The 26,243-nt window shown below is 69.5% G+C and carries 23 protein-coding genes; 11 read left to right on the forward strand and 12 right to left on the reverse strand.

Annotated features, from left to right (window positions below; translation table 11 throughout):
• Nucleotides 1–38 precede the first annotated feature (38 nt).
• Nucleotides 39–779: an SDR family NAD(P)-dependent oxidoreductase gene (locus tag J4H86_RS13510; RefSeq protein ID WP_236537556.1), complete on the reverse strand. Its 741-nt coding sequence runs from the start codon at nucleotides 777–779 to the stop codon at nucleotides 39–41.
• A gap of 80 nt (nucleotides 780–859) precedes the next feature.
• Between J4H86_RS13510 and J4H86_RS13515 the strand changes: the two genes are divergently transcribed.
• Nucleotides 860–1,501 carry a TetR/AcrR family transcriptional regulator gene (locus tag J4H86_RS13515; RefSeq protein ID WP_236537557.1) on the forward strand — a complete coding sequence of 214 codons (642 nt, stop codon included), beginning with the start codon at nucleotides 860–862 and terminating at the stop codon, nucleotides 1,499–1,501.
• Nucleotides 1,502–1,528: 27 nt separating this feature from the next.
• On the opposite strand, the gene J4H86_RS13520 is transcribed toward J4H86_RS13515, so the two are convergent.
• A complete protein-coding gene (locus tag J4H86_RS13520; protein WP_236537558.1) occupies nucleotides 1,529–2,161 on the reverse strand; it encodes an AAA family ATPase in 633 nt (210 codons plus the stop codon).
• Nucleotides 2,162–2,293: 132 nt separating this feature from the next.
• Here J4H86_RS13520 and J4H86_RS13525 point away from each other — a divergent pair, with 132 nt between their 5' ends.
• Genes J4H86_RS13525 through J4H86_RS13540 form a run of 4 tightly spaced genes read left to right on the forward strand, consistent with a single transcriptional unit; the run spans nucleotide 2,294 to nucleotide 5,171 of the window.
• Nucleotides 2,294–3,313, forward strand: a complete 1,020-nt coding sequence (locus J4H86_RS13525) for an NAD(P)-dependent alcohol dehydrogenase (RefSeq protein WP_236537559.1) — start codon at nucleotides 2,294–2,296, stop codon at nucleotides 3,311–3,313.
• Complete coding sequence (locus J4H86_RS13530; RefSeq protein WP_236537560.1) at nucleotides 3,310–3,552, forward strand: antitoxin of toxin-antitoxin stability system; 243 nt, start codon at nucleotides 3,310–3,312, stop codon at nucleotides 3,550–3,552. The genes J4H86_RS13525 and J4H86_RS13530 overlap by 4 nt, the downstream gene beginning before the upstream one ends.
• Nucleotides 3,553–3,599: 47 nt before the next feature.
• A complete protein-coding gene (locus tag J4H86_RS13535) occupies nucleotides 3,600–4,142 on the forward strand; it encodes a Uma2 family endonuclease (protein ID WP_236537561.1) in 543 nt (180 codons plus the stop codon).
• A 33-nt stretch (nucleotides 4,143–4,175) separates the two neighbouring features.
• Nucleotides 4,176–5,171 (forward strand): helix-turn-helix transcriptional regulator, encoded by a 996-nt coding sequence (locus J4H86_RS13540; RefSeq protein ID WP_236537562.1) that lies wholly within the window; start codon nucleotides 4,176–4,178, stop codon nucleotides 5,169–5,171.
• A 124-nt stretch (nucleotides 5,172–5,295) separates the two neighbouring features.
• Here J4H86_RS13540 and J4H86_RS13545 read toward each other — a convergent pair whose 3' ends face one another.
• Nucleotides 5,296–6,225: an SDR family oxidoreductase gene (locus J4H86_RS13545; RefSeq protein ID WP_236544024.1), complete on the reverse strand. Its 930-nt coding sequence runs from the start codon at nucleotides 6,223–6,225 to the stop codon at nucleotides 5,296–5,298.
• A gap of 133 nt (nucleotides 6,226–6,358) precedes the next feature.
• On the opposite strand from J4H86_RS13545, the gene J4H86_RS13550 reads away from it, so the two are divergent.
• The gene (locus J4H86_RS13550; RefSeq protein ID WP_236537563.1) at nucleotides 6,359–7,879 is read left to right on the forward strand and encodes a hypothetical protein; all 1,521 of its coding nucleotides are present in this window, start codon (nucleotides 6,359–6,361) and stop codon (nucleotides 7,877–7,879) included.
• Between the two features lie 68 nt (nucleotides 7,880–7,947).
• Here J4H86_RS13550 and J4H86_RS13555 read toward each other — a convergent pair whose 3' ends face one another.
• The gene (locus tag J4H86_RS13555) at nucleotides 7,948–9,279 is read right to left on the reverse strand and encodes an OmpA family protein (RefSeq protein ID WP_236537564.1); all 1,332 of its coding nucleotides are present in this window, start codon (nucleotides 9,277–9,279) and stop codon (nucleotides 7,948–7,950) included.
• A 367-nt stretch (nucleotides 9,280–9,646) separates the two neighbouring features.
• Here J4H86_RS13555 and dhaL point away from each other — a divergent pair, with 367 nt between their 5' ends.
• The 3 genes from dhaL (at nucleotide 9,647) to J4H86_RS13570 (ending at nucleotide 13,981) form a co-directional block, all read left to right on the forward strand.
• Entirely contained in the window at nucleotides 9,647–11,356 is a 1,710-nt protein-coding gene (gene dhaL, locus J4H86_RS13560) for a dihydroxyacetone kinase subunit DhaL (RefSeq protein ID WP_236537565.1), read from the forward strand.
• Nucleotides 11,357–11,747: 391 nt separating this feature from the next.
• Complete coding sequence (locus tag J4H86_RS13565; RefSeq protein WP_236537566.1) at nucleotides 11,748–12,251, forward strand: hypothetical protein; 504 nt, start codon at nucleotides 11,748–11,750, stop codon at nucleotides 12,249–12,251.
• Nucleotides 12,252–12,550: 299 nt separating this feature from the next.
• Nucleotides 12,551–13,981 carry a GntP family permease gene (locus tag J4H86_RS13570; RefSeq protein ID WP_236537567.1) on the forward strand — a complete coding sequence of 477 codons (1,431 nt, stop codon included), beginning with the start codon at nucleotides 12,551–12,553 and terminating at the stop codon, nucleotides 13,979–13,981.
• Nucleotides 13,982–14,047: 66 nt separating this feature from the next.
• Here the strand turns inward: J4H86_RS13570 and J4H86_RS13575 are convergent, their stop codons facing one another.
• Nucleotides 14,048–15,220, reverse strand: a complete 1,173-nt coding sequence (locus tag J4H86_RS13575) for a pyridoxal-phosphate-dependent aminotransferase family protein (RefSeq protein WP_236537568.1) — start codon at nucleotides 15,218–15,220, stop codon at nucleotides 14,048–14,050.
• Between the two features lie 243 nt (nucleotides 15,221–15,463).
• On the opposite strand from J4H86_RS13575, the gene J4H86_RS13580 reads away from it, so the two are divergent.
• Nucleotides 15,464–18,418, forward strand: coding sequence for an FAD-binding and (Fe-S)-binding domain-containing protein (locus tag J4H86_RS13580; RefSeq protein ID WP_236537569.1), 2,955 nt, complete (start codon nucleotides 15,464–15,466; stop codon nucleotides 18,416–18,418).
• 71 nt (nucleotides 18,419–18,489) lie between these two features.
• Here J4H86_RS13580 and J4H86_RS13585 read toward each other — a convergent pair whose 3' ends face one another.
• From J4H86_RS13585 to J4H86_RS13615, 7 genes are all read right to left on the reverse strand, one after another.
• Nucleotides 18,490–19,413, reverse strand: coding sequence for an NADP-dependent oxidoreductase (locus J4H86_RS13585; RefSeq protein ID WP_236537570.1), 924 nt, complete (start codon nucleotides 19,411–19,413; stop codon nucleotides 18,490–18,492).
• Between the two features lie 57 nt (nucleotides 19,414–19,470).
• Nucleotides 19,471–20,997 (reverse strand): acyl-CoA synthetase, encoded by a 1,527-nt coding sequence (locus tag J4H86_RS13590; RefSeq protein WP_236537571.1) that lies wholly within the window; start codon nucleotides 20,995–20,997, stop codon nucleotides 19,471–19,473.
• 95 nt (nucleotides 20,998–21,092) lie between these two features.
• Nucleotides 21,093–21,650: a potassium channel family protein gene (locus J4H86_RS13595; RefSeq protein WP_236537572.1), complete on the reverse strand. Its 558-nt coding sequence runs from the start codon at nucleotides 21,648–21,650 to the stop codon at nucleotides 21,093–21,095.
• A 298-nt stretch (nucleotides 21,651–21,948) separates the two neighbouring features.
• Complete coding sequence (locus J4H86_RS13600; protein WP_236537573.1) at nucleotides 21,949–22,368, reverse strand: type II toxin-antitoxin system VapC family toxin; 420 nt, start codon at nucleotides 22,366–22,368, stop codon at nucleotides 21,949–21,951.
• A 288-nt stretch (nucleotides 22,369–22,656) separates the two neighbouring features.
• Nucleotides 22,657–23,604, reverse strand: coding sequence for a mechanosensitive ion channel family protein (locus J4H86_RS13605; protein ID WP_236537574.1), 948 nt, complete (start codon nucleotides 23,602–23,604; stop codon nucleotides 22,657–22,659).
• Nucleotides 23,605–23,808: 204 nt separating this feature from the next.
• Nucleotides 23,809–24,519 carry an HAD-IA family hydrolase gene (locus J4H86_RS13610; protein WP_236537575.1) on the reverse strand — a complete coding sequence of 237 codons (711 nt, stop codon included), beginning with the start codon at nucleotides 24,517–24,519 and terminating at the stop codon, nucleotides 23,809–23,811.
• Nucleotides 24,520–24,550: 31 nt separating this feature from the next.
• Complete coding sequence (locus J4H86_RS13615) at nucleotides 24,551–25,543, reverse strand: DMT family transporter (RefSeq protein ID WP_236537576.1); 993 nt, start codon at nucleotides 25,541–25,543, stop codon at nucleotides 24,551–24,553.
• A 116-nt stretch (nucleotides 25,544–25,659) separates the two neighbouring features.
• Here J4H86_RS13615 and J4H86_RS13620 point away from each other — a divergent pair, with 116 nt between their 5' ends.
• Nucleotides 25,660–26,238: a TetR/AcrR family transcriptional regulator gene (locus tag J4H86_RS13620; protein ID WP_236537577.1), complete on the forward strand. Its 579-nt coding sequence runs from the start codon at nucleotides 25,660–25,662 to the stop codon at nucleotides 26,236–26,238.
• Nucleotides 26,239–26,243: the final 5 nt, after the last annotated feature.

Raw genomic sequence — 26,243 nt, forward strand, 5'->3', positions numbered from 1 at the left:
CCACCCACCTACCACCGACGCTCGGGGACTCGGGATCGTCAGGCGTTCGCGCCCCCGTCCACTGTGATCGCGCTCCCGGTGATGGTCGCCCCACCTGGACCGGCGAGGTAGGCGACCGTCGCGGCGACCTCGTCCGCGGTGTTGTAGCGCCCCAGGGCGGTGAGGTACCGCTGGTCGTCGGCGCCGGGCCCGTCCGCCGGGTTCATGTCGGTGTCGGTGGAGCCGGGGTGCACGACGGTCGCTGCGATCCCGCGCGGCCCAAGATCACGGGCGACCCCACGCGTGAACCCCACCAGCGCGGCCTTGCTCATCGAGTACAAGCTGGTCCCCGGCCCGGGAGCACGCTCTGCCAGGTTGCTCCCGATACTGATGATCCGCCCTCCGTCCGTCATCCGCCGGGCGGCGGCCTGCGTCGCGACGAACACGCCGCGCACGTGGACGGCCATGATCCGCTCGTAGTCGGCGAGCGTGAAGTCGTCGATGTCGCCGTAGGTGAAGATGCCGGCGTTGTTCACGAGGATGTCGAGGCGTCCGAAGGCGTCGACCGCGTGGTCCACGGCGGCCACCACCTGCTCCGGCTCCGCGACGTCCGCGCGCACCGCCACCGCGCTCCCGCCCTCGCTCTCGATCCCCGCGACGACGCCCTTCGCCCGCTCCTCGGCCGTGTTGTAGGTCAGGGCCACACTCGCTCCCTGGGATGCCAGTCGGGTGGAGATCGCCGCGCCGATACCGCGGCTTCCGCCGGTGACCAGCGCGACTTTGCCCTGTAGTGAAGTCATCGTTCATCCTCGATTTCTGTGTCGATCGATACATAATTGCTAGCATGGGTGTGGCGGACAGGTCAACGTGAGGAGGTCGAATGAGCGGACGTGGGCGCCCCCGGCAGTTCGACCGGCGTGCGGCCCTGCGCACGGCCATGCTCCTGTTCTGGGAACACGGCTATGCCGGAACCTCGATGAGCATGCTCACCGCGTCCATGGGAATCACGTCGACGAGTCTCTACGCGGCCTTCGGCTCCAAGGACGAGTTATTCCGGGAGGCGATCCGGCTCTACGACTCCCCTGACAGCTCACCGACCGAACGCGGGCTCAGGGAGCCCTCCGCCCGTGGGGCCGTCGAGGCGGCCCTGCGTGGCAACGCCGACGCCTACGTGGACCCCGACACCCCACCCGGTTGCATGGTGGTGCTCGCTGGCCTCAACCTGGGCTCGGGCCAGGAGCACATCGGCCGTTTCCTCGCGCAGAACCGCCGGGAGGTCCGGGCCCGGATCAGCGCGCGGATCCAGCGCGGCGTCGACGAGGGAGACCTCCCCGCGAGCTCGGACCGCGACGCCCTCGCGGCCTATGTGACAACCGTGATGCACGGCCTGTCCATCCTGGCCAGGGACGGCTGCGGACGCGACGAAGCACACCAGGTCGTCGACAGCGCGATGGTCGGCTGGGACGCACTCATTCGCCAGTACGAGGAGGGCACGGTAGCGGCCCGCCAACCAGCGGAGTGACCAGCCGGACGGCGACGGGGAGCCGCCTCAGCCGAGTCGGATGTGAGTGGCGCTCGTCCACGCACGCCGGAGGCGCCCCAACAGCGGCCCGTCGGTGTTGGGGGCGAGCCCCAGCCCGGCGGACGCGGCGACGCGGTCGGCGACCTCGGCGACGGTGAGACCATCAGTCCACACGTGCTCCGCGAACTCCGGCTCGGCCAGCCGCTCCAGGCAGGTGTCGAGCTTGGTGACCGCGAAACTCTCCCAGCGCAGCGGAGCGCCCCGGCCCGCGAGCAGTTCGGCGGCCCGTCCCCCCGCGCGCCCGTTCAACCGCCGCAGCACCGTGTGACGCTCCGCGAGCAACGCGACGTGACGCACCGTGTGGCCACGGTGGCGTAGCCGGTCGATGATCTCCTCGAAGTAAGCTGGCTCGACGAGTGTCATCGGTGCGATGACGGGCGCCTTCCGTGTCGTCAGCACCCGGTCCAGTACCTCGAACACGCCCTGGCGCCAGGCCGGGAACTCCTGGAAGTCGGGGCTCGTCCCCCGGGGCATCATCCGTCGCAGTCCGAACCCGACGTCCTCGGGGTCACAGACAACGCTGCCGGCGAGTCGCCGACGCAGCTCGTAGGCGGTCTGTGTCTTTCCACCGCCGAACGGCCCGTTGATCCATAACAGCACACACGCAGGCTACCGATCGGTCAACGAGGAGAGTCCCCCGGAACGGACGGGGCCGCCGCACCGGGGGTACCGGGCTCCGCACCGGGTACCAATCCGACAGTTCCGGTGTTCCCGTCCCCCGCGAGGTGACCCGTGCGCGCAGCAGTACTCGAGGACGTCCGCCGCGTCGTGCTCCAGGAACGTTCCGTTCCCCAACCCGGGCCACTCGAGGTCCAGATCAAGGTCCTCGCCGTGGGTGTGTGCGGGTCCGACGTCCACTTCTATGAGCACGGCCGAATCCAGGACCTGGTGGTGGAGAAGCCCCTCGTCCTCGGACACGAGGTGTCGGGGGTCGTGACGGCGCTCGGCTCCGCCGTGAGCCGCGTCGACGTGGGACAGCGGGTCGCCCTCGAGCCCGGTGTTCCGGACTTCACCTGCGCGGAGTGCCGTGCCGGGCGGTACAACCTGTGCCCACGGATGCGGTTCTTCGCCACTCCCCCGGTCGACGGCGCTTTCGCCGAGTACGTCGTGCTGCACGAGGCGATGACCTATCCCGTCCCCGACCAGCTCACCGACGATGCCACGGCGCTCCTGGAACCCCTGTCCGTGGGCATCTGGGCGAGCCAGAAGGCCCGCGTGACGACCGGTGACCGGGTACTGGTGAACGGCGCGGGCCCCATCGGTCTCTTGGCCGCCCAGGTGGCGCGGGTCTTCGGCGCGTCCGAGGTGGTGGTCGCCGACGTCAACACCGAGCGGCTCGGCGTGGCCGACTCCCTGGGGGCGGACACCGTCGACGTGGGGACCACCGGCCTCGCCGCGTCGGGGTTCGAACCCACGGTCCTGCTGGAGTGCTCCGGCAACGTACCGGCCACCGTCGCCGCGGTACGTACGGTTGCGCGCGCCGGCCGCGTGGTGCTGGTCGGCATGGGCGCGGACGAGGTGCCGCTCCCCCTGTCGAAGGTCCAACAGTACGAACTGGAGGTCACCGGCACCTTCCGCTACGCCAACACCTGGCCCACCGCGATCGACCTCGCGGCCACCGAACGCGTCGCCCTCGACCCACTCGTCACCGGCCACTACCGCCTCGACCAGGTCGAGGACGCCCTCACCAGCGCGTCCCACGACCCGTCCGTCATCAAGTCCGTGGTTCTTCCGCCACGATTGAGTCCGTGAACGAGGACCGAGTCGAACTCTCCGTGGCCCAGACACCAGATCGCTCCGCTGATCGGATGCATGAGGCTGGCGATGGTGGCGAGGCCAGCTACGGGACGCACGGGGACGTCAGGGAGGACTACGAGGCGATGATCGACCAGGAAGGCGGGCGGATCGCCGCGGCGCGACTGCGGGAGATTCACTCCGGCGGTGTCGAACTCGTGTCCGCCGAGCATGTCGCCAGGGATCTTGGGCTGTGACTGTCGAAACACGCACTCACGGCTCGAGAGGGGACGGGGAGACTTCCTTGCGCGCCGTCGCGGACCGCTTGGCCGATGTACTCCCCACCGGCTTCCGTGTCGAGGTGCTCGGAGGAAGTCTCGTCGCGTCCCCCGCTCCGTCGAACAAGCACAACGGTGTCGTGCGTCGGGTCATGTTGCAGGTAGAGCGGCAACTGACTCCAGATCGCATGACCTATCAGGTCTCTTCTGTTGGCTTCGGCGGTGATGACGGCGATCTCGCGATTCCCGACCTCGTCGTCCTGCCGAGCAAGGCCGAAGAGGAGGACGAGTGGCTGAACTCGCCGGACGTGGTCGAGTTCGTACTGGAGGTCGCGTCCCCTGGAAACCCCGCCACTGACGTCACGGTGAAACCACAGGTGTACGCGTCGATGGGGATTCCCATCTATCTGCTGATCGATCCCCGCCGCGGGTCCGCCGTGTGCCGCTCGGATCCGCGGGACGGGCGATACCAGGGGATCCACCACTTTCGGTACGGTGCGGTGATCCCTCTGCCCGACCCGCTGGAGGACGTGCGCATCGAAACCGACGCACTGCCGCGCTACACGTGAACCCCTGACTCCCCACCGCCCTAGGCTGACGGTATGCGGGCGGAGCGGTTGGTGGCGTTGTTGTTCACCTTGCAGAGCCGGCGGGGGGCGACCGTCGCGGAGTTGGCGGGGGCGTTGGACGTCTCGGAGCGGACGATGCATCGGGACCTCGCCGCGTTGCGATCGGCGGGGGTCCCGTTGTGGACCGAACCCGGGCGACATGGCGGGGTGCGGCTGGTCGATGGGTGGCGCAGCCAGCTCGACGGACTGACCGCGCGGGAGGCGGTGGCGCTGTTCGCGATGGGCGCCCCGGGGGCGCTCGGCGAGCTGGGCCTGGGCACCGCCGTCTCGGCGGCGCACGCGAAGGTGTCGGCGTCGCTGCCGGCGGGGCTTCGAGGACAAGCCCAGCAGATGGCACACCGGTTCCACCTGGACGCACCGGGCTGGTTCGGCTCCCACGACGACGTCGAGCACCTCACCACCTTGGCGCGCGCCGTGTGGAACCAACGACGTGTCCGGGTGAGCTACCGACGTGGCGAACACACCGTGGAACGGACCTTGGAACCCCTCGGCCTCGTCCTGAAGGCGGGCGTCTGGTACCTGGTGGCCGGGGTGGCGGACAGCGTCCGCACCTACCGCGTCGCGCGGATCGAGTCGGGCGAGGAGCTCGACAGCACCTTCGAGCGCCCCGACGACTTCGACCTTCCCCGGTGGTGGCGCGCCTCCTCGGCCCGGTTCGAGCGCTCGATCCATCGCCTCCACGCCCGGATCCGGCTCTCCCCCGAAGGGAGGCGGCGGCTCCCGCTGTTCCTCGACCAGGAGATCGCGCTCCCGGCCCTGGACGACGCCGTCGCTCCCGACAGCGAGGGCTGGACCACCGTCGAGGTCCATTTGCAGCGCGAGGACATCGCCGTGAGCCAACTCCTGCCGCTGGGACCCAACGTGGAGGTCCTCGCTCCGCACTCCCTGCGGGTCGCGTTCGCCGACACGGTGCGCCGGATGGGGCTGATCCACGCTGCACCTGCCGCACCCGCCGCACCCGACTCCTAACCCCCGAACACGTCGCCGCGCCGCGTTGGTCGGGGGTGGGTGGTGTTGGCCGCGCTGTAGCGGGTCGGGGTGCACCCCCACTGGTTGGAAGTGGAGAAATCCCGGTGGGGGTGTCCCCCGTACGTCAGCGGTAGCCGGTGGTGTCGGCGGGCTTCCCCTGTGCCTCCACCTCGGTGACGTAGCGCCAGGCGTCGGGACGGCTCCCGTCGACGTCGTCGATGTCGTAGATCCGCGCCAACTGGCCACTGTTCAGGGTCTGTCCGGAGAACCGCCGCCGATCCGGGTCGGAGGCCAGCGCCACCACGCCGCGCCCCACGAACGTCGGCGACTCCGAGATGGCGAAGTGCGGAACCCGCGTGAGCGCGTCGCGCCACGTCGCCTCGGTGACGCCGTAGTGGTCCAGCATCGCCTCGGACCGCAGCCAGCCAGGCGTCACCGCGACCGCGGTGGTGCCGTACGGTTCGGTCTCGGCCGCCTGCGCGATCGCCAGCGGGTGCGACGCCGCCTTGGCCAGGTAGAACGCGAGCGTGGTGCCCGTCCGGTAGTGCTGGTTGTACTCGGCGGTCCCGTCGGTCATGTCGACCACCAGCCCCCCGGGCTGGCGAATCACCAGCGGCAGCAGGAAGTGACTCGTGATGACGTGGGACTCGATTCCGCTACGGATCATGCGCAGGCTGGCCTCCAGGGAGTGCTCCCAGACGGGGGTGTCCCACTCCATCGCGAAGTCCGCGCCCCACACGCCGTCGACCAGGATGTCCAGCCGCCCCTGCTCCGCGTCGACGCGCTCGGCGAGCTGGCGCACCTCCTCGGGGACGAGGTGGTCGACGCGCACCGCGTGCGCCGTCCCTCCGGCCGCCTCGATCAGTCCCACCGTGCCGTCGATCGACTCCTGTCGCCCGATCTCCGACTGTTCCCCCGCACCGCTACGTCCGGTCACGTAGACGGTCGCCCCGGCCCGCCCGAGCTCGACGGCGATGGCGCGGCTCGCCCCCCGCGTCCCGCCGGCCACGAGCGCGACCTTGTCCTTGAGTTGACTGGTGATCTCTCTGTCCATGGACAACACCGTGGCAGCGAACCCTGTCAGGACGCGGCAGTGTTTCCCCGCGATTCTTAAATGTCGCGCGGCGCTGTCCGTGACGCCCGCCCCGGCTCCGTTCGCGCCCACGACGCGCGGATAGGGTCGCGCCATGCGGCCCCCCTTCCGCCTCAGACGGCTGACAGCGACCGAACGCCGGGTCGCACGCGCGTTTCTCGCCCGTGAGCGGGTCGACCTGCGGCGCGGCGACGCGCGGGACGACCCCGCACGGGCGGGAACCTGGCCCCGGAGCCGGACCGTACGCGCGTCCGTGCTGGCGGAACTACTCGCGACCGACGGCGACGCCCCCGGGCAGGGCCCCAGCCTGCAGCTCTACGGCGCGCGCATCGTGGGACTACTGGACCTGCGCGACGCCACGATCACCGGAGAGCTACGGCTCGCCGGGTGCGCCGTGGAGGGGGAGATTCGACTGGTCGACGCCACCACCCGCTCCGTGCGGTTGAACGACTGCTGGATCAGAAGGATCAACGCGACACGGTGCGCTGTCAAAGGGGTGTTCAGCCTGGACTCCTCCACCGTGTCGCAAGGCGTGCGGCTCGACAACGCCCACATCACCGGAGTACTGCGGATCAACAACGCCAGTCTGCGCGCGCCCGACCACGTCAGCCCACGCGCACGCCCAATGTCGGTCAGCGGTCGCCCCGAGGAGCCGCTCCCGTGGGGGCTGTTCGCCGGGGGGTTACAGGTGGAGGGCGGGACGTTCCTCCGCAACAGCACGATCCAGGGCGTCCGTGTCCCCGGGTCCACCCTGACCGGCGGTCTGCACCTGGAGAGGTCCACGCTGACCGGTGTGGGGGAGCAGGCGCTCCGAGGCGACGACATGCGGGCCGGGATGATCAGTCTCGAGCACACCACGGTGAACGGCACCGTGCGGCTCCGTGGGGCGCACATCGACGGCACCCTGCTGTTCCGGGAGGCACGCATCTCCGCGTCGGACCGCGCGGTACACCTCAGCCACGCCCGGGTGGACCAGCTCATCTTCACACCGGCGTCCGTCACGGGCCGGGTGAGCTTCGCGAGCTCGCACTTCGGCGTGCTCTACTCCCACCCGCACTCCTATCCCGACGTCGTCGACCTGACCGACACTGTGTACGTGTCCCTCCGGCCCGCGTGGCCGCTGCGCGACCATCTCTCGTGGGTGTCCCGTGGCCCGCACGGCTACCGCCCACAGCCCTACCAACAACTGGCCGCCTGGTACCGGAGCAACGGTCAGGACCAGCTCGCGCGGCGGGTCCGGCACGCGCGGGTCCGCCAGTGGCGCGGCACCCTCCCGCTGCCCAGCCGGATGTGGGGCCACCTACTGGACGCTCTGGTCGGCAACGGCTACCGCCCGTGGATGGCGGGAGCCTGGAGTGCCCTCCTGCTCGCGGTGGGAACGGTCGTGTTCCACCTGGTGCCGCCCACCCAGATCGACCCGGACCACCAGCGGACGTTCAACCCGTTCATTTACACGCTGGACCTGCTGGTTCCGGTGAGCGTCTTCGAGCAGCGCGGTGCGTGGGACCCCACCGGAGGCACCCAGTGGCTGGCGTGGGTGGTCATCGCCGCCGGCTGGGTGCTCGCCACCGCGCTCATCGCCGGAGCCACCCGCACCCTGCGCCCAGGAGATTGAGCACACCGGGTCGGAGCACCGCCCGTGAATGACGGGTGCCCGGAGTCCCTGACCCACACGGAGCGCTGTCAGGCGATGGCCACTCCTTCGATGGTGCCGACGGGGCCTAAGGTCACGTCGGTGACAGTGGTACCGGGAGTGATCGGAAGCATCGCGTAGAACTCGCGTGACGTTTCCCCGTGCAGGTTGGTGGACCCGCCGTCCACTCCGGCGGTGGAGCTGCAGAAGCAGTAGGGCTGATCCCTGTCGTCCGGGGGGTGGACCCGGAGCGGGTGGGCGGTGCGGTCGCCGTCGGGGTCGCTGAGCGTCACGGCGTGCGTGCCGTGATAGCGGAACTCCCCCCAGCGAACGGAGGAGAGGTCGAGGCTCACCCGGACGTCGTTCGCGTTGGGGTTGTGGATCGCGTAGGTGAGCAGCGCCGTGCTCGGGGTGATCGCCTCGAGAGCGGTGAGCTGGATATCGACCTCGGCGTCCTCGTTGTCCCCGGCGGGACCGGTGACAGCGGCCTCCTCCACCGCGATCCCCTCGCCCCGCTCGGAATCCCCGTCGGCCAGTTCGTCCTCCTGCTCCTGGACTGGGTCTCCGGCGACCTCCGTACCACGGGGCACGCTGATGGTCACCCGACGGTTGAGCGCCCGCCCGTCCTCGTCGCCGTTGCTGGCGATGGGCTCGGCGGATCCGAACCCCTCGGTCTGGTAGTCGATGTCGGACTCGATGACGGACTCCAGTTCGGCCACCTCGGGTTCCGCGTCGGGGGCGTCGCTGGGCGGGGTGTACTCCAAGCCGTCCGGGGCGCCGTCCTCGATGGGCACGTTGACGAACGGCAGGGCCACGTGCGTGACGACGGTGAGTGCCTCCACGTTCTCCGGGGGCGCCGCCAACACGGCGTAGCCCTCCCAGGTGTCGCCTTCGGAGGTGAGGTAGGAGTTGTCCGAGGAGCTGCACAGGCACGCGTCCCCGTCGCCCTCGTAGTACGGCCGGTGCAGGGTCCGGCCGTCCTGGTCGAGCCAGGCGATTCCGGAGAAGTAGTCCCACGAGTAGTCCTGGGACTCGCCGAACCCTTCGGCGAGGTGGGAACTCGTGTGTAGGTCGTTGCCTTCCTCGCTCGTCACCGTCATCTGGGCGACCATGTGTTCGTCGTCGACCCGGTGCAGGCTGACCTCCGCCACGCCGCCGTGGAGTTTCCAGGGGTTGGTCTCCCTGCTGGCCACAGCTTCACCTGTCGCATCGACCGGCTGCGCGGCCTCGTCGCCCCGCTCCCCGGCGGCCTCGCCGTTCTCCGTGCCTTCGCCCGGTTCGGCGTCGTCCCCCAGTCCGAGGAGGCCGCACCCCGCCGTCAGGGTCGCGGCGGCGGTCATCGTCGCGAGGAAGGTCAGGGGGCGACCAGCACGCGTCAGCAATCAGGCTCCTCACGCAGCGCCCGCGGCGGGCACGCACAGCTATGACATCTCCACTCCAGGAACATTTATCACATGGATGATCTGCGTGCTATGCCGTTAATAGGCCCCGGAAGATCACAATTCGCCGTAAACGGGGGTATGTCGTCGCGCCCATGCCGCGTTTCGTCCCGTGGCCGAGTGCGTGCCTCGAGGGGCACCGTACCCACGTGATCCGTGGCCCGTGCCTGCCGCGAAGCCCACACCGATCACCCACGATCACGTCGCGTCCCGGACACAACACCCATTCGGCAGAATCGGGAGACAGAGAGGCACTGCATGGTGTGGTGTTGGCGATGCACACGTCCCTCCTATAGTTCGGAGTCACAGCATGAAGAAGATCTTGGACACCCCCGGTGAGGCGGTCGGCGACTTCATCGAGTGTCTGGTGTCCCACTCCGACGGCCTCGCCAAGGTGCGAGGCTGGAACGTCGTCGCCCGGGCGGACAGCGGCACCACGAACTCCGGGCAGGTCGCCGTGCTCTCCGGAGGTGGATCGGGGCACGAACCCGCGCACGCCGGCTACGTGGGGCCCGGGATGCTGAACGCCGCCGTGCTGGGACCCGTGTTCACCTCGCCGTCGGTGGACGACGTCCTCGCCGGGATCCGGGCGACGGCCGGGGCCGCGGGGGCGCTGCTGGTGGTGAAGAACTACACCGGGGACACGCTCAACTTCGGACTCGCGGCCGAGATGGCCAAGGCCGAGGGAATCCCCGTGGAGACGGTCATCGTCCAGGACGACGTCGCGATCGAGGCGGCCTCCCGGGTGGGAAGCCGGGGGATCGCCGGGACGGTCCTGGTCCACAAGGTCGCGGGGGCGGCCGCGGCGCGGGGACTGCCACTCGAGGAGGTCGCCTCGATCGCGCGCGGGTTCGCCGCGAAGGTCGCCAGCATGGGGGTGGCGACCGCGCCGTGCGTGCTTCCCGGAGCGTCGGCTCCCAACTTCGAGCTGGAGGACGACGAGGTCGAGTGGGGCCTGGGCATCCACGGTGAGGCGGGACGGGAACGCGGAACCATGGTGCCCGCCCGCGAACTCGCCTCGGTCCTGGTGCGGGCGATCACCGCGCGGGCCGAGCTGGGAGCCGGTGCCAGGACCGCGGTCCTGGTCAACGGCCTGGGAACGACGACCCCGATGGAGCTGGAGATCACCGCCGGCCGAGTCCTTTCCGCGCTTCGGTCCGAAGGAGTGGAAGTCGAACGGCTCTGGGTCGGTACGTTCCTCTCGGCGCTCGACATGGCGGGGTGCTCCGTCTCGATCGTGGACGTCACGGACCAGGAACTCGAACTTCTCGACGCCCCGACCGACGCCGCCGCGTGGCCCCGGGCCACCGGTCGCGTTCCCGACGCCGAACGCTCTGAGCTGCCCGTCCCCGAGAACGGCGGCGCGACGCGGTCGACGGGGTCCCGCGCCGGGGCCGACATGTCCCGGCTTCTCGACGCGGTGGGCGCAGCGGCCCGCGCCGTCCTGGAGGCGGAGGACCGCCTCACCGAACTCGACCGCAACGTCGGCGACGGCGACATGGGAACGAACCTGGCCCGCGGCGCTCGCGTTCTCCTCGAGCAGGCCGACACGCTGGCGAAGGAGAGCACCGAGAAGGCGCTGCTCCTACGTGTGTCGGAGGTGCTGCGCAAGGAGGTCGGCGGCACGTCGGGACCGCTGTACTCGCTGCTGGTGTTGGGCGCCAGCGACCGACTTTCCTCCGACAAGCCCGACGCCGCGACCTGGGCGGAGGCGTTCGCCGCCGGAGTCGCGGCCGTCCAACGCATCGGCGGTGCGCGGGTCGGCGACCGCACCATGATCGACGCCCTCCGCCCGGCGGCGGACGCCCTGGCACGGGAGGTGGCGGCGGGGACCGACCCGGCGGCGGCCCTTCGCCACGCCGTGGACGCCGCCGACCAGGGCGCGCGGCACACGGCCGAGGTCCAGGCGTCCCTGGGCCGGAGCAGCTATCTCGGCGAGCGGGCCGTGGGTCACCCCGACCCCGGAGCCGTCGCCGTCGGAATCTGGCTGCGCGCCCTGAGCGACCAAGTCTCCGGGTAGGAACGGGGCCGGTCAGGACGGCGTACCGCCGGGCCATCCGGCGGTGACTCCCCTGTCCTAGGAGCGACCGGAAACGCTGTGTTTCCACGACGCGTCCCTCGGCTGGCGGCTCCGCGTCCGCCAGCCGAGGTCGGTGCGGGCCTCACGTCACGCTCGTCGGACGACCCGCGGTACGCGGGGCCTGGCGTCACCGCCATAGTGCCGGCACCGGCCGGGGACCATGCGCCCACCGTCGCCGCCCTCGCCCGAACCCCGGACACGCCCTTCGGTGACCACGCCCGCGGAGGTGTCGGTTGGGGTCAGGCCGCCCACTTCGGGTCGCATGGCGGACTTCTGGGGGTAAACACACTGGTCAGCACTAGGCGGGCGGTTTTCGGGGAATGACCAGGACGTGGAGACGAATCAGCCAACACCCGCCGATGTTCCGCCGGAGCGGTACGCGGAGATCGATCGCCTCGAGCCTCTGGTGGGGCGATGGAGCATCGAGACCGTCCTTCCCGAGGGGCAGGAGCCCAGTGGACAGGAACCGGCGGCCTGGACGACCTTCGAGTGGTTGTCGGGCCGGTTCTTCCTGGTGCAGCGGTGGGCCGTCGACCTACCGGAGGCACCGGACGGGATCGCGGTGATCGGCATCGAACCCACCAGCATCGGTGGCCCGTTCACCGGACCGCTGTTCACCCAGCGCTACTTCGACTCCCGTGGGGTGCACCGTGTGTACGCGATGACCCTCGACGACGGGCTGTGGCGGCTGTGGCGCGACTCGCCCGGCTTCGCGCAACGGTTCCGTGGCGAGTTCTCCGCTGACGGCGACTCGATCGAGGGCGCCTGGGACAAGTCCGCCGACGGCGTGACGTGGCAACGCGACCTCACCTTGCGCTACCGCCGCGTGGGCTGACCCTCGTCACCTGCGGCAAGATCAACGGGCGCCTGATACGCGTGTTTCCCAGATCACACCGGGGGTTGACGTGCGCCACACCCCCGCTCTACTGTTCCGTTATTCGATTTTCTAATTCCATAGTGTGAAAAGCAGAAACGAGTTTCTTTCGTTCCCCATTTTCCCCGGGCGCATCCCGTCCCAGCCGGATCTCGGTGCGCGGGCCCGGGCCTGGTGTGGCCCGGCAGCGTCGCCGGATCCACGCCCGACCAGTCTGCCGTCGCACTCCCCGGCGCGGCTCCCCCCGAGAGGACTGGAACGTGGAAGAAACGATCACGAACAACCCATTCGTCGCCCTCATCGGCTTCGTCGCCGTCATCATCGTTCTGCTGTTCCTCATCGCCAAGTTCAAGTGGCACGTGTTCATCGCGCTGCTCGTCCCGATCGTCCTGCTGAGCTTCGCGCCGACCATCGACCGCACCGTCTTCATCGAGGCCTTCGAGGTCGGCTTCGGGCGCACGATCCAGTCCATCGCCGTCGTCATCGTGCTCGGCACCCTCATCGCCGAGGCACTCCGCAACAGCGGCGCCGTCGAGCGCATCACCCAGTCGATGCTGCGGGTGGTCGGCAAACGGAACATGGCACTGGCCCTCACCCTGGCCGGCTTCGTCATCGGTCTCGCCGTCTTCTCCGACGTCGGCTACATCATCCTCAACCCACTGGTCCACGTCGCCGCCCTACAGACCGGCGTGACCATGAGCTTCATGGCCACCGGTCTCGTCGGCGCCATGCAGCTCACCCATGCCGTGGTCCCACCGACACCCGGCCCGCTGGCCGCGGCCGCCGTGGTCGAGGCCGACATCGGGCTGATCATCCTGTACGGGTCGATCGTCACCATGATCGGTTCACTGGCGGGGTGGGTCTACGCGCGGATCGTCGGTCCCCGTGTCCCCTCGCCCCCATCGGAGAAGTACCTGGCCCACGCCAACAAGGACGGGTGGCACATCGGCGCCGCCGATCCGTCGGAGGACGACGCCGACGGGAAGGCGGCGGACACCAAGACCGAACGACGCCCGCTCCCGTCGCTCGGTCTGTCCTACGCGCCGGTGATCGTGCCGTTGCTGTTGATCGCCGGCAGCAGTGTCGCCGACTTCCTACTGCCCGAGGACCACCCCATGCACGGCATCGCGATGCTGGTGGGGTGGCCGGTACTCGCCCTGGGAATCGGGGTATTGCTCGCGTACTTCCTGGCCTGGCGCACCCGTTGCTACGAGGGGCCGGAGACCCTGAAGGACACGTGGGTGGAGAACGCGCTGCGCTCCTCCGCCATGATCATCATGGTGACGGGGTTGGGCGGCTCCCTCAGCCAACTGCTGCAGGCCACCCCCGCGGTGGACTCCATCGCCGAACAGACCCTCGCCTGGGGCATCCCCGCGATCGTGCTCCCCTTCCTGATCGGGGTGCTCGCCAACATGGTCACCGGATCCACCACGGTCGGCGTGATCACGGCGGCGTCGATCACCGCGCCGATGATGGGGACCCTGGGGCTCTCCCCCGAGGCCACCATGCTGTCCGCGGCCTGCGGGTCGGTCATCATCAAGTACTTCAACTCCAGCTACTTCTGGGTCTGCACCACACTGTCGGGCATGACGCTACGCGCCGCACTCATCTCCTACGGTGGCGTCACCTTCGTCGGCGGCACGTTCTCCATGCTCGGGGTCGTGGGCCTGTGGGCGATGGGCGCGATCTGAGGCCGACCCCACGCCGACGACGGTGGGGGGTGCCGGACGGATCCGGCACCCCCCACTCGCGCGTCGTCAGGACGGCGTCGCGGTGTCCGCGAGGTACTCCAGCGCCGCGGTGACGCCGCCACTGCGGTGCGAGATCCCGGCGACCCGAAGCCCCGCCTCGACGCCCGCGAGCGTTCCCAGGAGCGCCGCGTCGTTCAGACTGCCGAGGTGGCCGATTCGGAACACCCGCCCCGAGAGGCGCGAGAGTCCCGCGCCGAGGGAGATGTCGAAGTGGCTCAGGATGGCGGCGCGCAGGGCGTCGGCGTCCTGGCCGTCGGGCATGACCACCGCGGTGAGGACCGGGCTGTGCTCCTCGGGGACGCGGCACTGGGTCTCGAACCCCCACGTCCCCACCGCGCGGCGGGTGGCCTCGGCGTGCCGCCGGTGGCGCGCGTACACGGAGTCCAGTCCCTCCTCGTGCAGCATCGCCACGGCCTCCTTGAGGCCGTAGAGCAGGTTGGTGGCCGGAGTGTAGGGGAAGAAGCCCTTGGTTCCGGCCTCCAGCATGGGCGCCCAGTCCCAGTAGGACCGATTGAGCGAGGCCCGGTGTGCGGCCTCCCTGGCCTTGGGGCTGATGGCGTTGAAGCTGAGCCCCGGTGGGAGCATCAGTCCCTTCTGTGAACACCCCACCGTGACGTCGACCCCCCACTCGTCGTGCCGGTAGTCGACGGAGCCGAGCGAGGAGATCGTGTCCACGAGCAACAACGCGGGGTGGTGAGCCCGGTCCATCGCGGCGCGCAGGTGCGGGAGCCGGCTGGTGACACCGGTCGAGGTCTCGTTGTGGACGATGGCGACGGCCTTGATCAGGTGCTCGGTGTCCTCCCGGAGACGCCGCTCCAGCTCTTCAGGGTCCGGACCGCTGCGCCAGTCGCCGGGAACGAGGGTGACTTCCAGGCCGAGGTCGTGAGCGACGCCCGCCCACAGGGTGCCGAAGTGACCGGTCTCGAACATCAGCACCCGGTCACCGGGTGAGAGCGTGTTGACGAGTGCGGCCTCCCACGCCCCCGTACCCGACGCCGGGTAGAGAACGACGTCGCCCTCGGTACGCACCACGGAGCGGAGTCCGTCCAGCGCGGCACGGCCGAGGTCGGCGAACTCGGCGCCGCGGTGGTCGATCGTTGGATAGCTGATGGCGCGGAGTACGCGGTCGGGGACGTTGGTTGGTCCCGGGATCTGCAGGAAGTGCGAACCGCCCGACATTGACTCTCCCCTCGGATTCCGAAAAACGGAAAACCGTTGTCGATCTACGAAAGTCTTGGCCGTGCGGGGCTACCTGTCAAGGGGTCACACCTTCGCCTCACCACGGACCTTGCGTCGAGAGCGCGCGGATGAGTGACGAAAAAACCGGGGACCCAGGTTTCGCATTACAGACTATTGCTCTTGCGATACGGAACTGCCTACAGTCGACAGGAACCAGTCGCACAGTACTCGTGGAGAGTCTCCGTGGCACTGCCCTCCCCCCGCACTCAGCATGACGGCCCCAGGGACGACCTCGCCGAGGAACTGCGCCGCTCGGTCGCCGGAGAGGTGCGGTTCGACGCCTACACCCGCCATATGTACGCCACCGACGCGAGCATGTACGAGATCGTGCCCCTGGGGGTCGTCCAGCCTCGGGGAAGCGACGACGTCGTAGCGGTCATGGAGACGGCGCGCGACTTCGGGGTCCCGGTACTCCCTCGCGGAGCGGGCACCAGCCACTGTGGCCAGACCGTCGGTCAAGCGGTGGTCCTCGACTTCTCCACCCACATGCGCCACGTCCTGGAGCTGGACGCGGAGGCGGGCGTCGCCCGCGTGCAGCCGGGCCTGGTCCAGGACGAGCTGAACGCCGCGGCCGCCCCCCACGGCCTGTTCTTCGCCCCCGACACCTCCACGAGCAACCGGGCCACGCTCGGCGGGATGATCGGCAACAACTCCTGCGGGTCACGCTCGGCCGCCTACGGCATGACCATCGACCACGTGCGCTCCCTGGCGGCCGTGTTGGCGGACGGATCCCACGTGCGACTCGGGCCGGTGGCCCCGTCGGTCGCCGACGCCAAGGCGGCGCAGAACGACCTGGAGGGGCGGCTCTACCGCGAACTCCCCCGCCTGGCGGCCCGCTGCCGCTCCGCCGTCGAGGCGCAGTCGGGAACGTTCTGGCGCCGCGCCGGCGGCTACCGGATGGACCGGCTGGTCGCTGACCCCTTCGACCTCGCCGCGTTCACGGTGGGCTCCGAGGGCACGCTCTCACTGGTCACCGAGGCCGAGGTGACGCTGACCCCGAAACCCGCCGCGACGGTGATGGTGGTCGGTCACTTCACCACCACCACGGAGGCCATCGCCGCGACGGACGACGCGATGGCGGCCGACGGGTCCGCGATCGAGCTGGTCGACAACTTCATCCTCGACCTGGCCCGACAGTCGCCGCAGCACGGGCATCTGGTGCGGCGGTTGGAGGGGGATCCGCGCGCCCTGTTGTTCGTCGAGTTCTACGCCGACTCCGTGGCCGAGGCCGAGGCGGGTGCCGCGCGGCTCACCAAACTGTGGCAGGACCACGGACACGGTTACGCGGCTCCCCGTGCCACGACGGCCGCGGAGCAGCAGCCGTTCCGGGCCCTGCGCAAGGCGGGCCTTGGGCTGTTGATGCGCGCGGGCAAGCCGTCCGAGCGGTCGGTGGCGTTCGTGGAGGACACGGCGGTGCCGCCCGAGCACCTCGCCGAGTACACGACCAAGTTCGCCGAGATCCTGGACCGCCACGGCCTGCGTGCCGGCTTCTACGGTCACGCCTCGGCGGGATGCCTGCATGTGCGTCCGTTCATGGACCTGAGCCAGCCCGGCCAGGTGGCGACCATGCGTGCGGTCGCCGAGGAGGTCTGTGAGCTGGCCCTGTCCTACGGTGGCGTCAACTCCAGTGAGCACGGCGACGGGCTGGTGCGCAGCGAGTTCAACGAGCGGATCTTCGGGGCGGAACTGTATGGGGCGTTCCGGGAGGCCAAGGCCCTGTTCGACCCGGACAACCTGCTCAACCCAGGCAAGATCGTGGACGCACCACCCATGACGGACAACCTGCGGACGCCGAAGATCCCCACGGCCGTCCCGCTCACCACGCACTTCGACTTCTCCGAGCACGGGGGGATGCGGGACACGGCGGACCGGTGCCAACGCATCGGAGCGTGCCGGAAACCGGCCGGTTCGGGCGGCACCATGTGCCCGTCGTTCATGGCCACTCGCGACGAGGAGGACTCCACGCGCGGGCGCGCCCTCACGCTGGTCCAGGCGCTGTCGTCCCCGGACCCGAAGGCCGCGCTGGCGGACGAACGCGTCAACGAGGTCCTCGACCTGTGCCTGGAGTGCAAGGCGTGCAAGAACGAGTGCCCCATGTCGGTCGACATGGCCACCTTCAAGAGTGAGGCTCTGGCCGCGCACCACGAGGAGCACGGGACCCCCGTACGCAGCCGACTCTTCGGTCGGATCCGCCAGCTCAACCGGTGGGGGTCGTGGGGTGCGCCGCTGTCCAACCTTGTCGCCAACCTGCGGCCGGTCCGCGCCCTGCTGCACCGGTTCGTCGGTGTCGAACGTCAGCGCCCCCTCCCCCACTTCGAGCGCGGGAATTTGGTGCGGTGGTTCCGGCGCCGGAACACCGCCCCGGCCGCCGAGCCGAACGCGCGGGAGGTCGTGTTCCTCGCCGACTCCTTCACCACCTTCACCGAGCCACACGTCGGCCGGGCGGCGATCGAGCTCCTGGAACACGCCGGGTACCGCGTCCGGCTGGCCGAGGACGTGTGCTGTGGCCGGGCCCAGATCTCCAAGGGGCTGCTGAAAGAGGCCAAGGCCACCGCGAACACCCTGGTCACACGACTTGCGGAGGACGTCGAGCGCGGGGCGACCATCGTCGGGTGTGAGCCGTCGTGCGTGGCCACCCTGAAGGACGAGCACCAACAGTTGGTCGGCGGCGAGCGGGCGGCGGCCGTGGGCGCCAGCGCGACGCTCGTCGAGGACCTCCTCGCCGAGGCGCTCGACGACGGGCGCCTCACCGTGCCCGAGGGAGCCGAGGCGGGCGCGTCCGACGTCCTCTTCCACGGGCACTGCCACCAGAAGGCCGCGCTCGGCACCACCGCGACCATGCGGATCCTGCGGCACGTCGCCGGGGGCTCCGTCACCGAACTCGACGCCGGATGCTGCGGCATGGCCGGATCCTTCGGCTTCGAGACCGAACACTACGACCTTTCCATGACCATCGGCGGACAGCGCCTGTTCCCCGCGATCAACCGAGCGCCGGACGCCGCGGTGTGCGCCACCGGGACCTCCTGCCGCCAGCAGATCGCCCACGGAACCGAGCGCGAGGCGCGCCACCCCGTCGAGCTGCTGCACGAGGCCGTGTTCGGCGCGCGCACGGAGGCGACCGAAGAAATGGCGGATTAGCCGAGGAGTCCGGGAGACGCGGCCAGACGCCGTCGTCGGGGCGGGAGGCGTGCCGCCTCCCGTATCCCTCACTACCTGGTGGTGAGCACGATCTTCCCCTGGAGGTGTCCGGTCTCGGACTGCCGGTGGGCCTCGGCGGCGTCGGCGAGGTCGTAGGAACCGGCGATGGCCACCTGGAGGGCGCCCTCCGCGTAGAGATCCGCGAGTCGGCGCAACCTGCTCGGGGATCGTTGGCTGCGGAGGGGCTGGACCCCGTATTCGTCGACGAGGTCGAAGGAGGTGATCGTGCCGATTCGACGGCGATCGGCCACCAGTTCGACCGAGGCCCGCAGCGCGTCGGGTCCGGCGGCGTCCAGTGCCACGTCCACACCCCGGGGAGCGACGCCACGCACCCGTTCCACGAGCCCTTCGCCATAGCTCACTGGGGTCGCCCCGAGCGAGCGCAGGTACTCGTGGTTGCGTGGGCTCGCGGTGCCGATCACCGTGGCCCCGCGGTGCACCGCCAACTGCACCGCGTAGGTCCCCACTCCGCCGGCGGCGGCGTGCACGAGCAGCGTCTCCCCTTCGGACACACCCAAGCTCTCCAGCGCCGTATCCGCCGTCTGCCCCGACGCGGACAACACACCGGCGACCTCCCACGGCACGGCCGCCGGCTTGGCCACCATCTGGTCGGCGGAGACCACGGTGTACTCGGCATAGCAGGTCATCATGGCCCAGCCGATGACCTCGTCACCCACCGCCCACTCGGCGACGTCGTCCCCGACCGCGTCCACCACCCCGGCGAACTCGTTGCCCAGGGTCCGCGGAAACTCCTTGGGCGCCCACGGCACCTCGCCTCGCCGCACGGCAGTGTCGATCGGCTGCACCCCGGCGGCCCGCACCGCGACCCGCACCTCCCCCGGCCCCGGTTCGGGAACAGGAAGCTCGGCGACCTGGAGCACCTCCGGCGAGCCAAACCGATTGAACACTGCCGCACGCATCGTTGTGTTGGTCATGACCCCACCCTGATTCCTCAAGTTCGGTGGAAGTCAAGCGGGCGGAGGAGGTGCCCCTCACTCGGATGGCGCGTCCCGGAGCTCCCGTTTGAGGATCTTGCCGGAGGCGTTGCGGGGGAGGGACTCGACGAGGTGGACCGACTTGGGGACCTTGAAGGGGGCGAGGTGGTCCCGCACGTGCTTGACGAGCTGGTCGGGGAGGGTGGTCGTGTCCGCGTCGTCGCGGGGGACGACGTAGGCGGTCACGGCTTCGATCCACCGTTCGTCAGGGATGCCGACCACGGCGGCCTCGCCCACTCCGGGGTGGGTGTAGAGGGCGTCCTCGACCTCGCGGGAGGCGACGAGGATTCCGCCGGTGTTGATCACGTCCTTGATCCGGTCCACGACCTCGAGATATCCGGCCTCATCGACGCGCACCAGGTCGCCCGAGTGGAACCAGCCGCCCCGAAAGGCCTCCGTAGACTCCTCGGGCTTGTCCCAGTAGCCCTCGCAGAGCTGCGGCGAGCGGTACACGACCTCGCCCAGTTCACCGGGAGCGACGTCCGCGCCCTCGTCGTTGACGACCCGGAGTTCCACGAAGAGCGCGGCCCGCCCGGCGGAGGTGGGGCGCGCGTCGTGTTCCTCGGGGCGAAGGATCGTGGCCAGCGGGCCGATCTCGGACTGGCCGAAGCAGTTGTAGAACCCGAGCTCAGGCAGCGCGGACCGGAGCTTCTCCAGCACGGGTCCGGGCATGATCGAGGCGCCGTAGTAGGCCTTGCGCAGGCTGGAGAGATCCCGACGCGTGAAGTCCGGGTTCCCCGCGAGGGCGACCCACAGGGTGGGTGCCGCGAAGAACGCCCCGTGACCGTCCTCCTCGATACGGCGCAGCACGTCGGTCGGGTCCGGGGTCTCCACGATGGTGTTGCGGGCGCCCACCGCGAGCCACGGCATCAGGAAGACGTGCATCTGCGCACTGTGATACAGCGGCATGGCGTGCAGCGGGGCGTCGTCCTTCGTCAGGTCGAGACCCACCAGGCAGGAAAGGTACTCGTGCACCAGAGCCCGATGCGTCATCATGGCGCCCTTGGGCCGCGAGGTCGTGCCCGAGGTGTAGAGGAGCTGCACCAGGTCGGTGTCGACCACCGCCACATCGAGGTCGGGAACCGGTCCGGCCGAACTCACCTCCAGCAGGGATCCCGGTTCGTCGCGTAGCGCGACGACGTGCACCGAGGCCGTCCCGACCTCGTCCACCGCCGGCCGCAGCGGCGGGTCGACGAGCACCATCGAACTGCCGGACTGTTCGAGCAGGTAGGAAAGCTCCGCCCCGCGCAACGCGAAGTTGATCGGTACGTGCACCAGTCCGGCGCGGGCACAGGCGAGGAAGCCGATCAGGTAGGCGTCGGAGTTCTTGCCGTACGCGGCGACCCGGTCCCCGGCGCTCGCTCCGAGGTCGAGCAGATGCCGGGCCACGCGGCTGACCGCCGCGTCGAGTTCCGCGTAGGTCCAGGCCCGGTCCTGGAACAGCACGGCCGTGTCCCCCGGCGCACGGGCCGCACTGCGACCGACGATGTCATCGACTGTGCTGGATCTGGTCGAACCCGTCATCCCAGCCCGCTTCCCTTGAGTTCCGCCACGGCGGCCGCCTGTCTGGAAGCCAATCGTGTGTCGGCCGAGGGGGTTTTGACAATAGGGCGGCGCGGCTACGCGCGGTGTTGCCGGGAACGCAGGCGTTGGGTCACCAGCCAGGCCGCGGTCGCGAGCACGATGAGATTGAACAGGATCTGCACGGTGACAAGAATCCGGGCGAGCTGTCCCTCCGCGTGCACGTCCCCGTAGCCCACGGTCGCGAGCGTGGTGACCGTGAAGTACAGCGCGTCCGTTCGAGTGTGCAGGTCGACGAACTGCTCGGGCCGTGCCCGCGCCATCACGTAGTCCGCGAGGGCGAACAGCACGACCCCGAACACCGTCACCACCGTGAGGCCCTGGAACGGCAGGTTCCCCGCCGTCGTCCACTCCTGCCGCCGCGCCGCCCGCGCGACGACGAGCACGACGAACCCGATCCCCAACACGAACCCCACCGCGCGCGCCCAGATGGCCCACTTCGGCATCCCCGTGTCCAACGGCAGCACGTAGTACAACACCAGCACGCCCACCACCCCCGCGGCCGTACTCCCCCATCCCCGCACGTCGCCCCCCACCACCGTTCCCCAGGTCAGGTGGGCAGTGTCGCAAGGCGGGCCCGCCTCAAGCGCGCGCATCCACGGCGTGGCGATTATGGGAATGCTGGAAACCCAATCACGCGGCGTCCAACGCACGCGTCATGACACCATGCAGTTCCTCGGTGTGTTGCACCTGCACAGCACTCTGCTCAGAAGCGCCTCTGGCGTGTGCCGCCTGCCGATCGAGTGCCCGTTCTCGCCCATGGCCGAAAGGTGAGACCGTACCCGCTATCCCCGACGCCGCCGCTTCCAGGGCCGTTCCTCACGTCATGTGGGCAGTCACAAGCCGGATCTGGACAGCCGGGGAAACACCCCGAAGGTGATGCGGCGGCCTGGCTCACCGCTCGCGCGGCACGAGGTCGAAGTACCCCATCGTTTGAGACTTGACGACGTGAAAATGCCTCCGGTCGAGTGTGGCGATTCGCCGCACCCGCATACGCTCGGCGAGAGTGACAACCGAAGCGTCAGTGCCCCCGAGGGGAAGAGCACTGTAGGTACCGACGAGTGCGGACATGCGCCGCCAGTCGCTTCCCGTGAGGTCCGAGACCTGAATATCCCCCTCGGCGAGGGAACCCAAGAACTGGGACTCCGCCAGCGGACCGAGCTGTCGGTCGATGAGGTAACACGCCTCCGCGACTACGAGGGGACTCGTAAACAATGGACCCGGCTCATTCTCGATGACCGCTACGCATGCCTCATGCCACGGATCCGCCTCATCGGCGGCAGCGAGGATAACCCCCGTGTCGAGGATCAGCACCCGGCCTGGTCCCTCCCGAAACCCTCCGCCAGCATGTCATCGGCCTCGGCGGCGGAACGACCGGACGTGGACCTACCCAGACCGACGAATCCAGGGCGGTCACGTCGAATGTGCGGGGCTGGAAGGTGCTCCAGCACTAGCTCGCTAACAACCTCGTCCATCGTGACGCCACGTTCCGACGCGAGAGCCGCGGCTCGTGCCGCGATCTCGTCAGGCAGAGTCACCACCACGCTCATGTACCCAGAATAGCCGTTCGCCCGGCGGGATTCACTCCGCGCCTACGGGGCGTCACCCCTGCGGGGACGTCATCACCGGGCGGGCGAGTTCGATGTTGTGGGTGTCGAGGGCCTGCTTGAGGTGGGCGAGGAGTTCGCGGCCTTGGGCCCATTGGGAGCCGGGTCTGGTCTTGGCGATGACGCGGATGGTGAGGACGCCGTTGGTGATGGAGACGACGCCGTTGACCGTCGGGGGTTCGAGGAGTTCCTCGGGGGCGCTGGCGACCTCGCTGTAGGTTCCGGAGGCCTCGGCGAGGACCGCGCTGGCCTCCCGGACGTCGACCGTGGCGGCGAGGGGGATGTCCACGACTGCGTTCGCCCAGTCCTGGCTCATGTTGCCGACGCGGAGGATCTGGCCATTGCGGACGTGCCACAGGCCGCCGTTGAGGTCACGGATCTTGGTGACGCGCAGCCCCACCTCCTCGACGGTCCCGACCGCCTCGCCGACGTCAACCACGTCACCCACGCCGTACTGGTCCTCGACGAGAATGAACATGCCCGCGAGGAAGTCCTGGACCAACCCCTGCGCACCGAAACCGATCGCGAGACCCAGGACACCGGCGCTGGCGAGGATCGGGCCGATACTGATGCCCACCTCGGACAGAACCATGACGATGGCGACGCCGTAGATGACGATCGAGGCGAGGTTGCGCAGTACGGAGCCGAGTGTTCCCGCGCGTGCCTGGCGACGCGCGGCGGCCGGCGTTCCGTTGCCTCCGGCCAGCTTGCCGAAGGTACTGTTCCCGAGCTTCTCCCGGGAGTCGACCACGTGCTTCACCAGGCGGGTGATCACGCGGCCGAGGATCGCGCGCAGCAGCCCGGCCAGAACAAGGATCACCACGATGCGCACGCCGACGGTCAGGTAGTCGCCGTAGTTGGCGAGCCAGCTGTCGGGTTGAGCGAGTTGGGTGAGCTCGGCCATGGTGGGCGCTTGGATCGAGGGGTCGGTGGCCAGGAACACAGGCCCTCCTTAGGAAAACAAGGGTGGCGGCTCGACGCTGGAGGCGGCGGAACGGGGGACCCAAGGGGGTCGTGGACCGCCCGCTACGGAAGGAGTCAACGCGGGCACTGTCCGCCATAGTGCCATAAACCGTGCACCCGCAGGTCCAGCGCCGAACACTACCCTCGGAACGGATCGCCGGGAACACTTTCCCGCGATCCGGGGCTAGAGCCCGGCCGCGTCGGCCAGCTCCTCCAAGGAGGAGAAGTGGTGGTCGGGACGCGTGATCTTCGTCGCCGCCGGCGTCGCCCCGCTGCCGGCCTGTCCCTTGCGGCGCTCGATCCAGCAGGTCTCGTAGCCGAGGCCGACCGCGGCTCCGATGTCGTGGAACTGGCTCTGCGCGACGTGCATGATGTCACTCTTGCGGTATCCGTGTGTGCTCTGCCGCCCCAGGCAGTAGGCGAACATCCGCGGGTCGGGCTTGTTCACGCCCACGTCCTCGACGGTCACGGTGTCGTCGAACGGGTTCCCCAGGGTCTCGGCCATGCGGGCGACGGCCCAGTTGTCGGTGTTGGTCAGCGCGACCAGGCGGAACCTGCTTCCCAGGCGCCGTAGGGCGGCGACGGCGTCGGGGAAGGCGGGCCAGTCGGCGATGGAGGCCGTCAGTCCGGACACGTCCTCGCCCGTGACGGGAATTCCGAGCTCGCCGGCCAGCCGCCGATAGATGGGCGCGAGCATCTGTGTAAAGGGCATCTCCGGTGTCTCACGCTGCTGCACCCCCTCCGCCCGCCCGAACGCCGCCAACAGCGCACGGTCGTCACCCCGATAACCGGCGCGGGCCGCCAGCGGCCGGATGTACGTCAGGATTCCCGTCTCGAAGTCGATCAGGGTGCCGACCACGTCGAAGGTCAACACGCGGTGGTCAGAGATGCTCATAACTCCTCCATGTATATCCATACCGGTTGGTTTACTGGGGGAAACGTGTGGGTGTCCCGCCGCTCGTGACGGTGGGGCTCGCCGCCCCGAGTGGGACCTCCGGCGCCTGGTGAACCTCAGCGGGGGCGTTTGCACTGACGCGGTCACTCCTCGACGCCCGGCCGGGCAGCATGACCAACACCACCGCGAACGCGCTCACGACGAGGCCCAGCAGCCCCGACAGGGACACGGGCGTGGCGAACATGAACCAGGACCACAGCACGGTGACCGGAGGGGTGAGGTAGAGGAGGCTGGACACGCGGCCCACTCCCATCCGCGCGAGACTGGCCCAGTAGAAGCCGTAGCCCCCGATCCCGGACAGGACCACGACCCACACGACCGCGAACCAGAAGCCGGAGGTCGCCGGCGGAACGAACCCCCCGGTCGACAGCGAGAACCCCGTGAAGATCGCCGCGCTGACGGCGCACTGGATCGCCAACGCCTCGGGCAGTCCCACCCGACTCTCGTAGCGCCGTTCGACCAGGGTGCCCGCGACCAGCGACAGCATGGCCAGGCCGGGGAGCGCGAAGGCCCACGCTGGGGCTCCCGACACGCCAAGGTCACCGGACACGACCAACGCGACTCCACCGATCCCGAGGAGCAGGCCGACAACCTGCCGGCCACGTACGCTCTCGCCGAGGAACACGGCCGCGGCCGCTGCCGCCACCAGGGGCTGCAGTGCGGCGATGAGCGCGCTGGTTCCCGCGCTGACCCCGTTGCTGGCGGCGGCGACGACTCCGTAGAGGTACCCCGCCTGCGCCAGGGCGCCGACCACCGTGTGCAGCACCAGACCACGCGTCGCGATCGGACGCCGCCGGCAGACGACCACCACTCCGAGGACCAGGGTCATCAGGATCATTCGCCAGGCCAGAACGGTCTCGGGCGCCGCGGCGTCCCTCGCCAGCTCTGCACCGATGAACCCGGAGCTCCACATCAGCACGAATCCCGTGCCGAGCAGTACGCCGATCCCGCGTGTCAATGCCATCCCCTCTCACCGGTCCGCCCACTCCCCCACGGGGGCAGCTTCACCGGACTCTCAGGAGCGAGGTAACCATACCGGTTGGTATACTCGCAGTGGAGTTCCGATGAGAGGTGGGTCTCATGCGCACGAAACCGGGGGGACTGACCCCGGCCGCCACCCGCGTCCTCGCGGTGGCCAGCGATCTCTTCTACACCCGTGGAATCAACACGGTCGGCATGGAGCTGATCGCCGAGGAGGCCTCGGTGACCAAGAAGACGATCTACGACCGGTTCGGGTCGAAGGAGAACCTCGTGGTCGCCTATCTCCGCGCGCGGGACGAGCGATGGCGGCACTGGTTGCTGGACCGACTGAACCAGTTCGACAACCCCCGCGACCGCGTCCTGCACACGTTCGACGCGCTCGGCGAATGGATGGGGGAAACATCGACGCATGGTTGCGCCATGGTCAACGCCTTCGCGGAACTCACCGACCCCGGGCATCCCGGACGGCTCGTCGTGACCTCCCAGAAGGAGTGGACACACACGCTGTACCGGGACCTCGCGCGAGAGCTGGGGACCGCGAACCCCGACGCCGTCGCGGAGACACTGTTAGTGCTCCACGAGGGCGCCGTCATCACGCACGCAGTGGTCGGCCGCGCCGACGCGACAGAGACAGCGCGCCGGGCGGCCGAGCGGCTCCTCCCGGAGGGGGCGTCCTGAGCTCG

It is taken from the genome of Spiractinospora alimapuensis (assembly GCF_018437505.1).
In the GTDB taxonomy this organism is placed as follows: Bacteria; Actinomycetota; Actinomycetes; order Streptosporangiales; family Streptosporangiaceae; genus Spiractinospora; species Spiractinospora alimapuensis.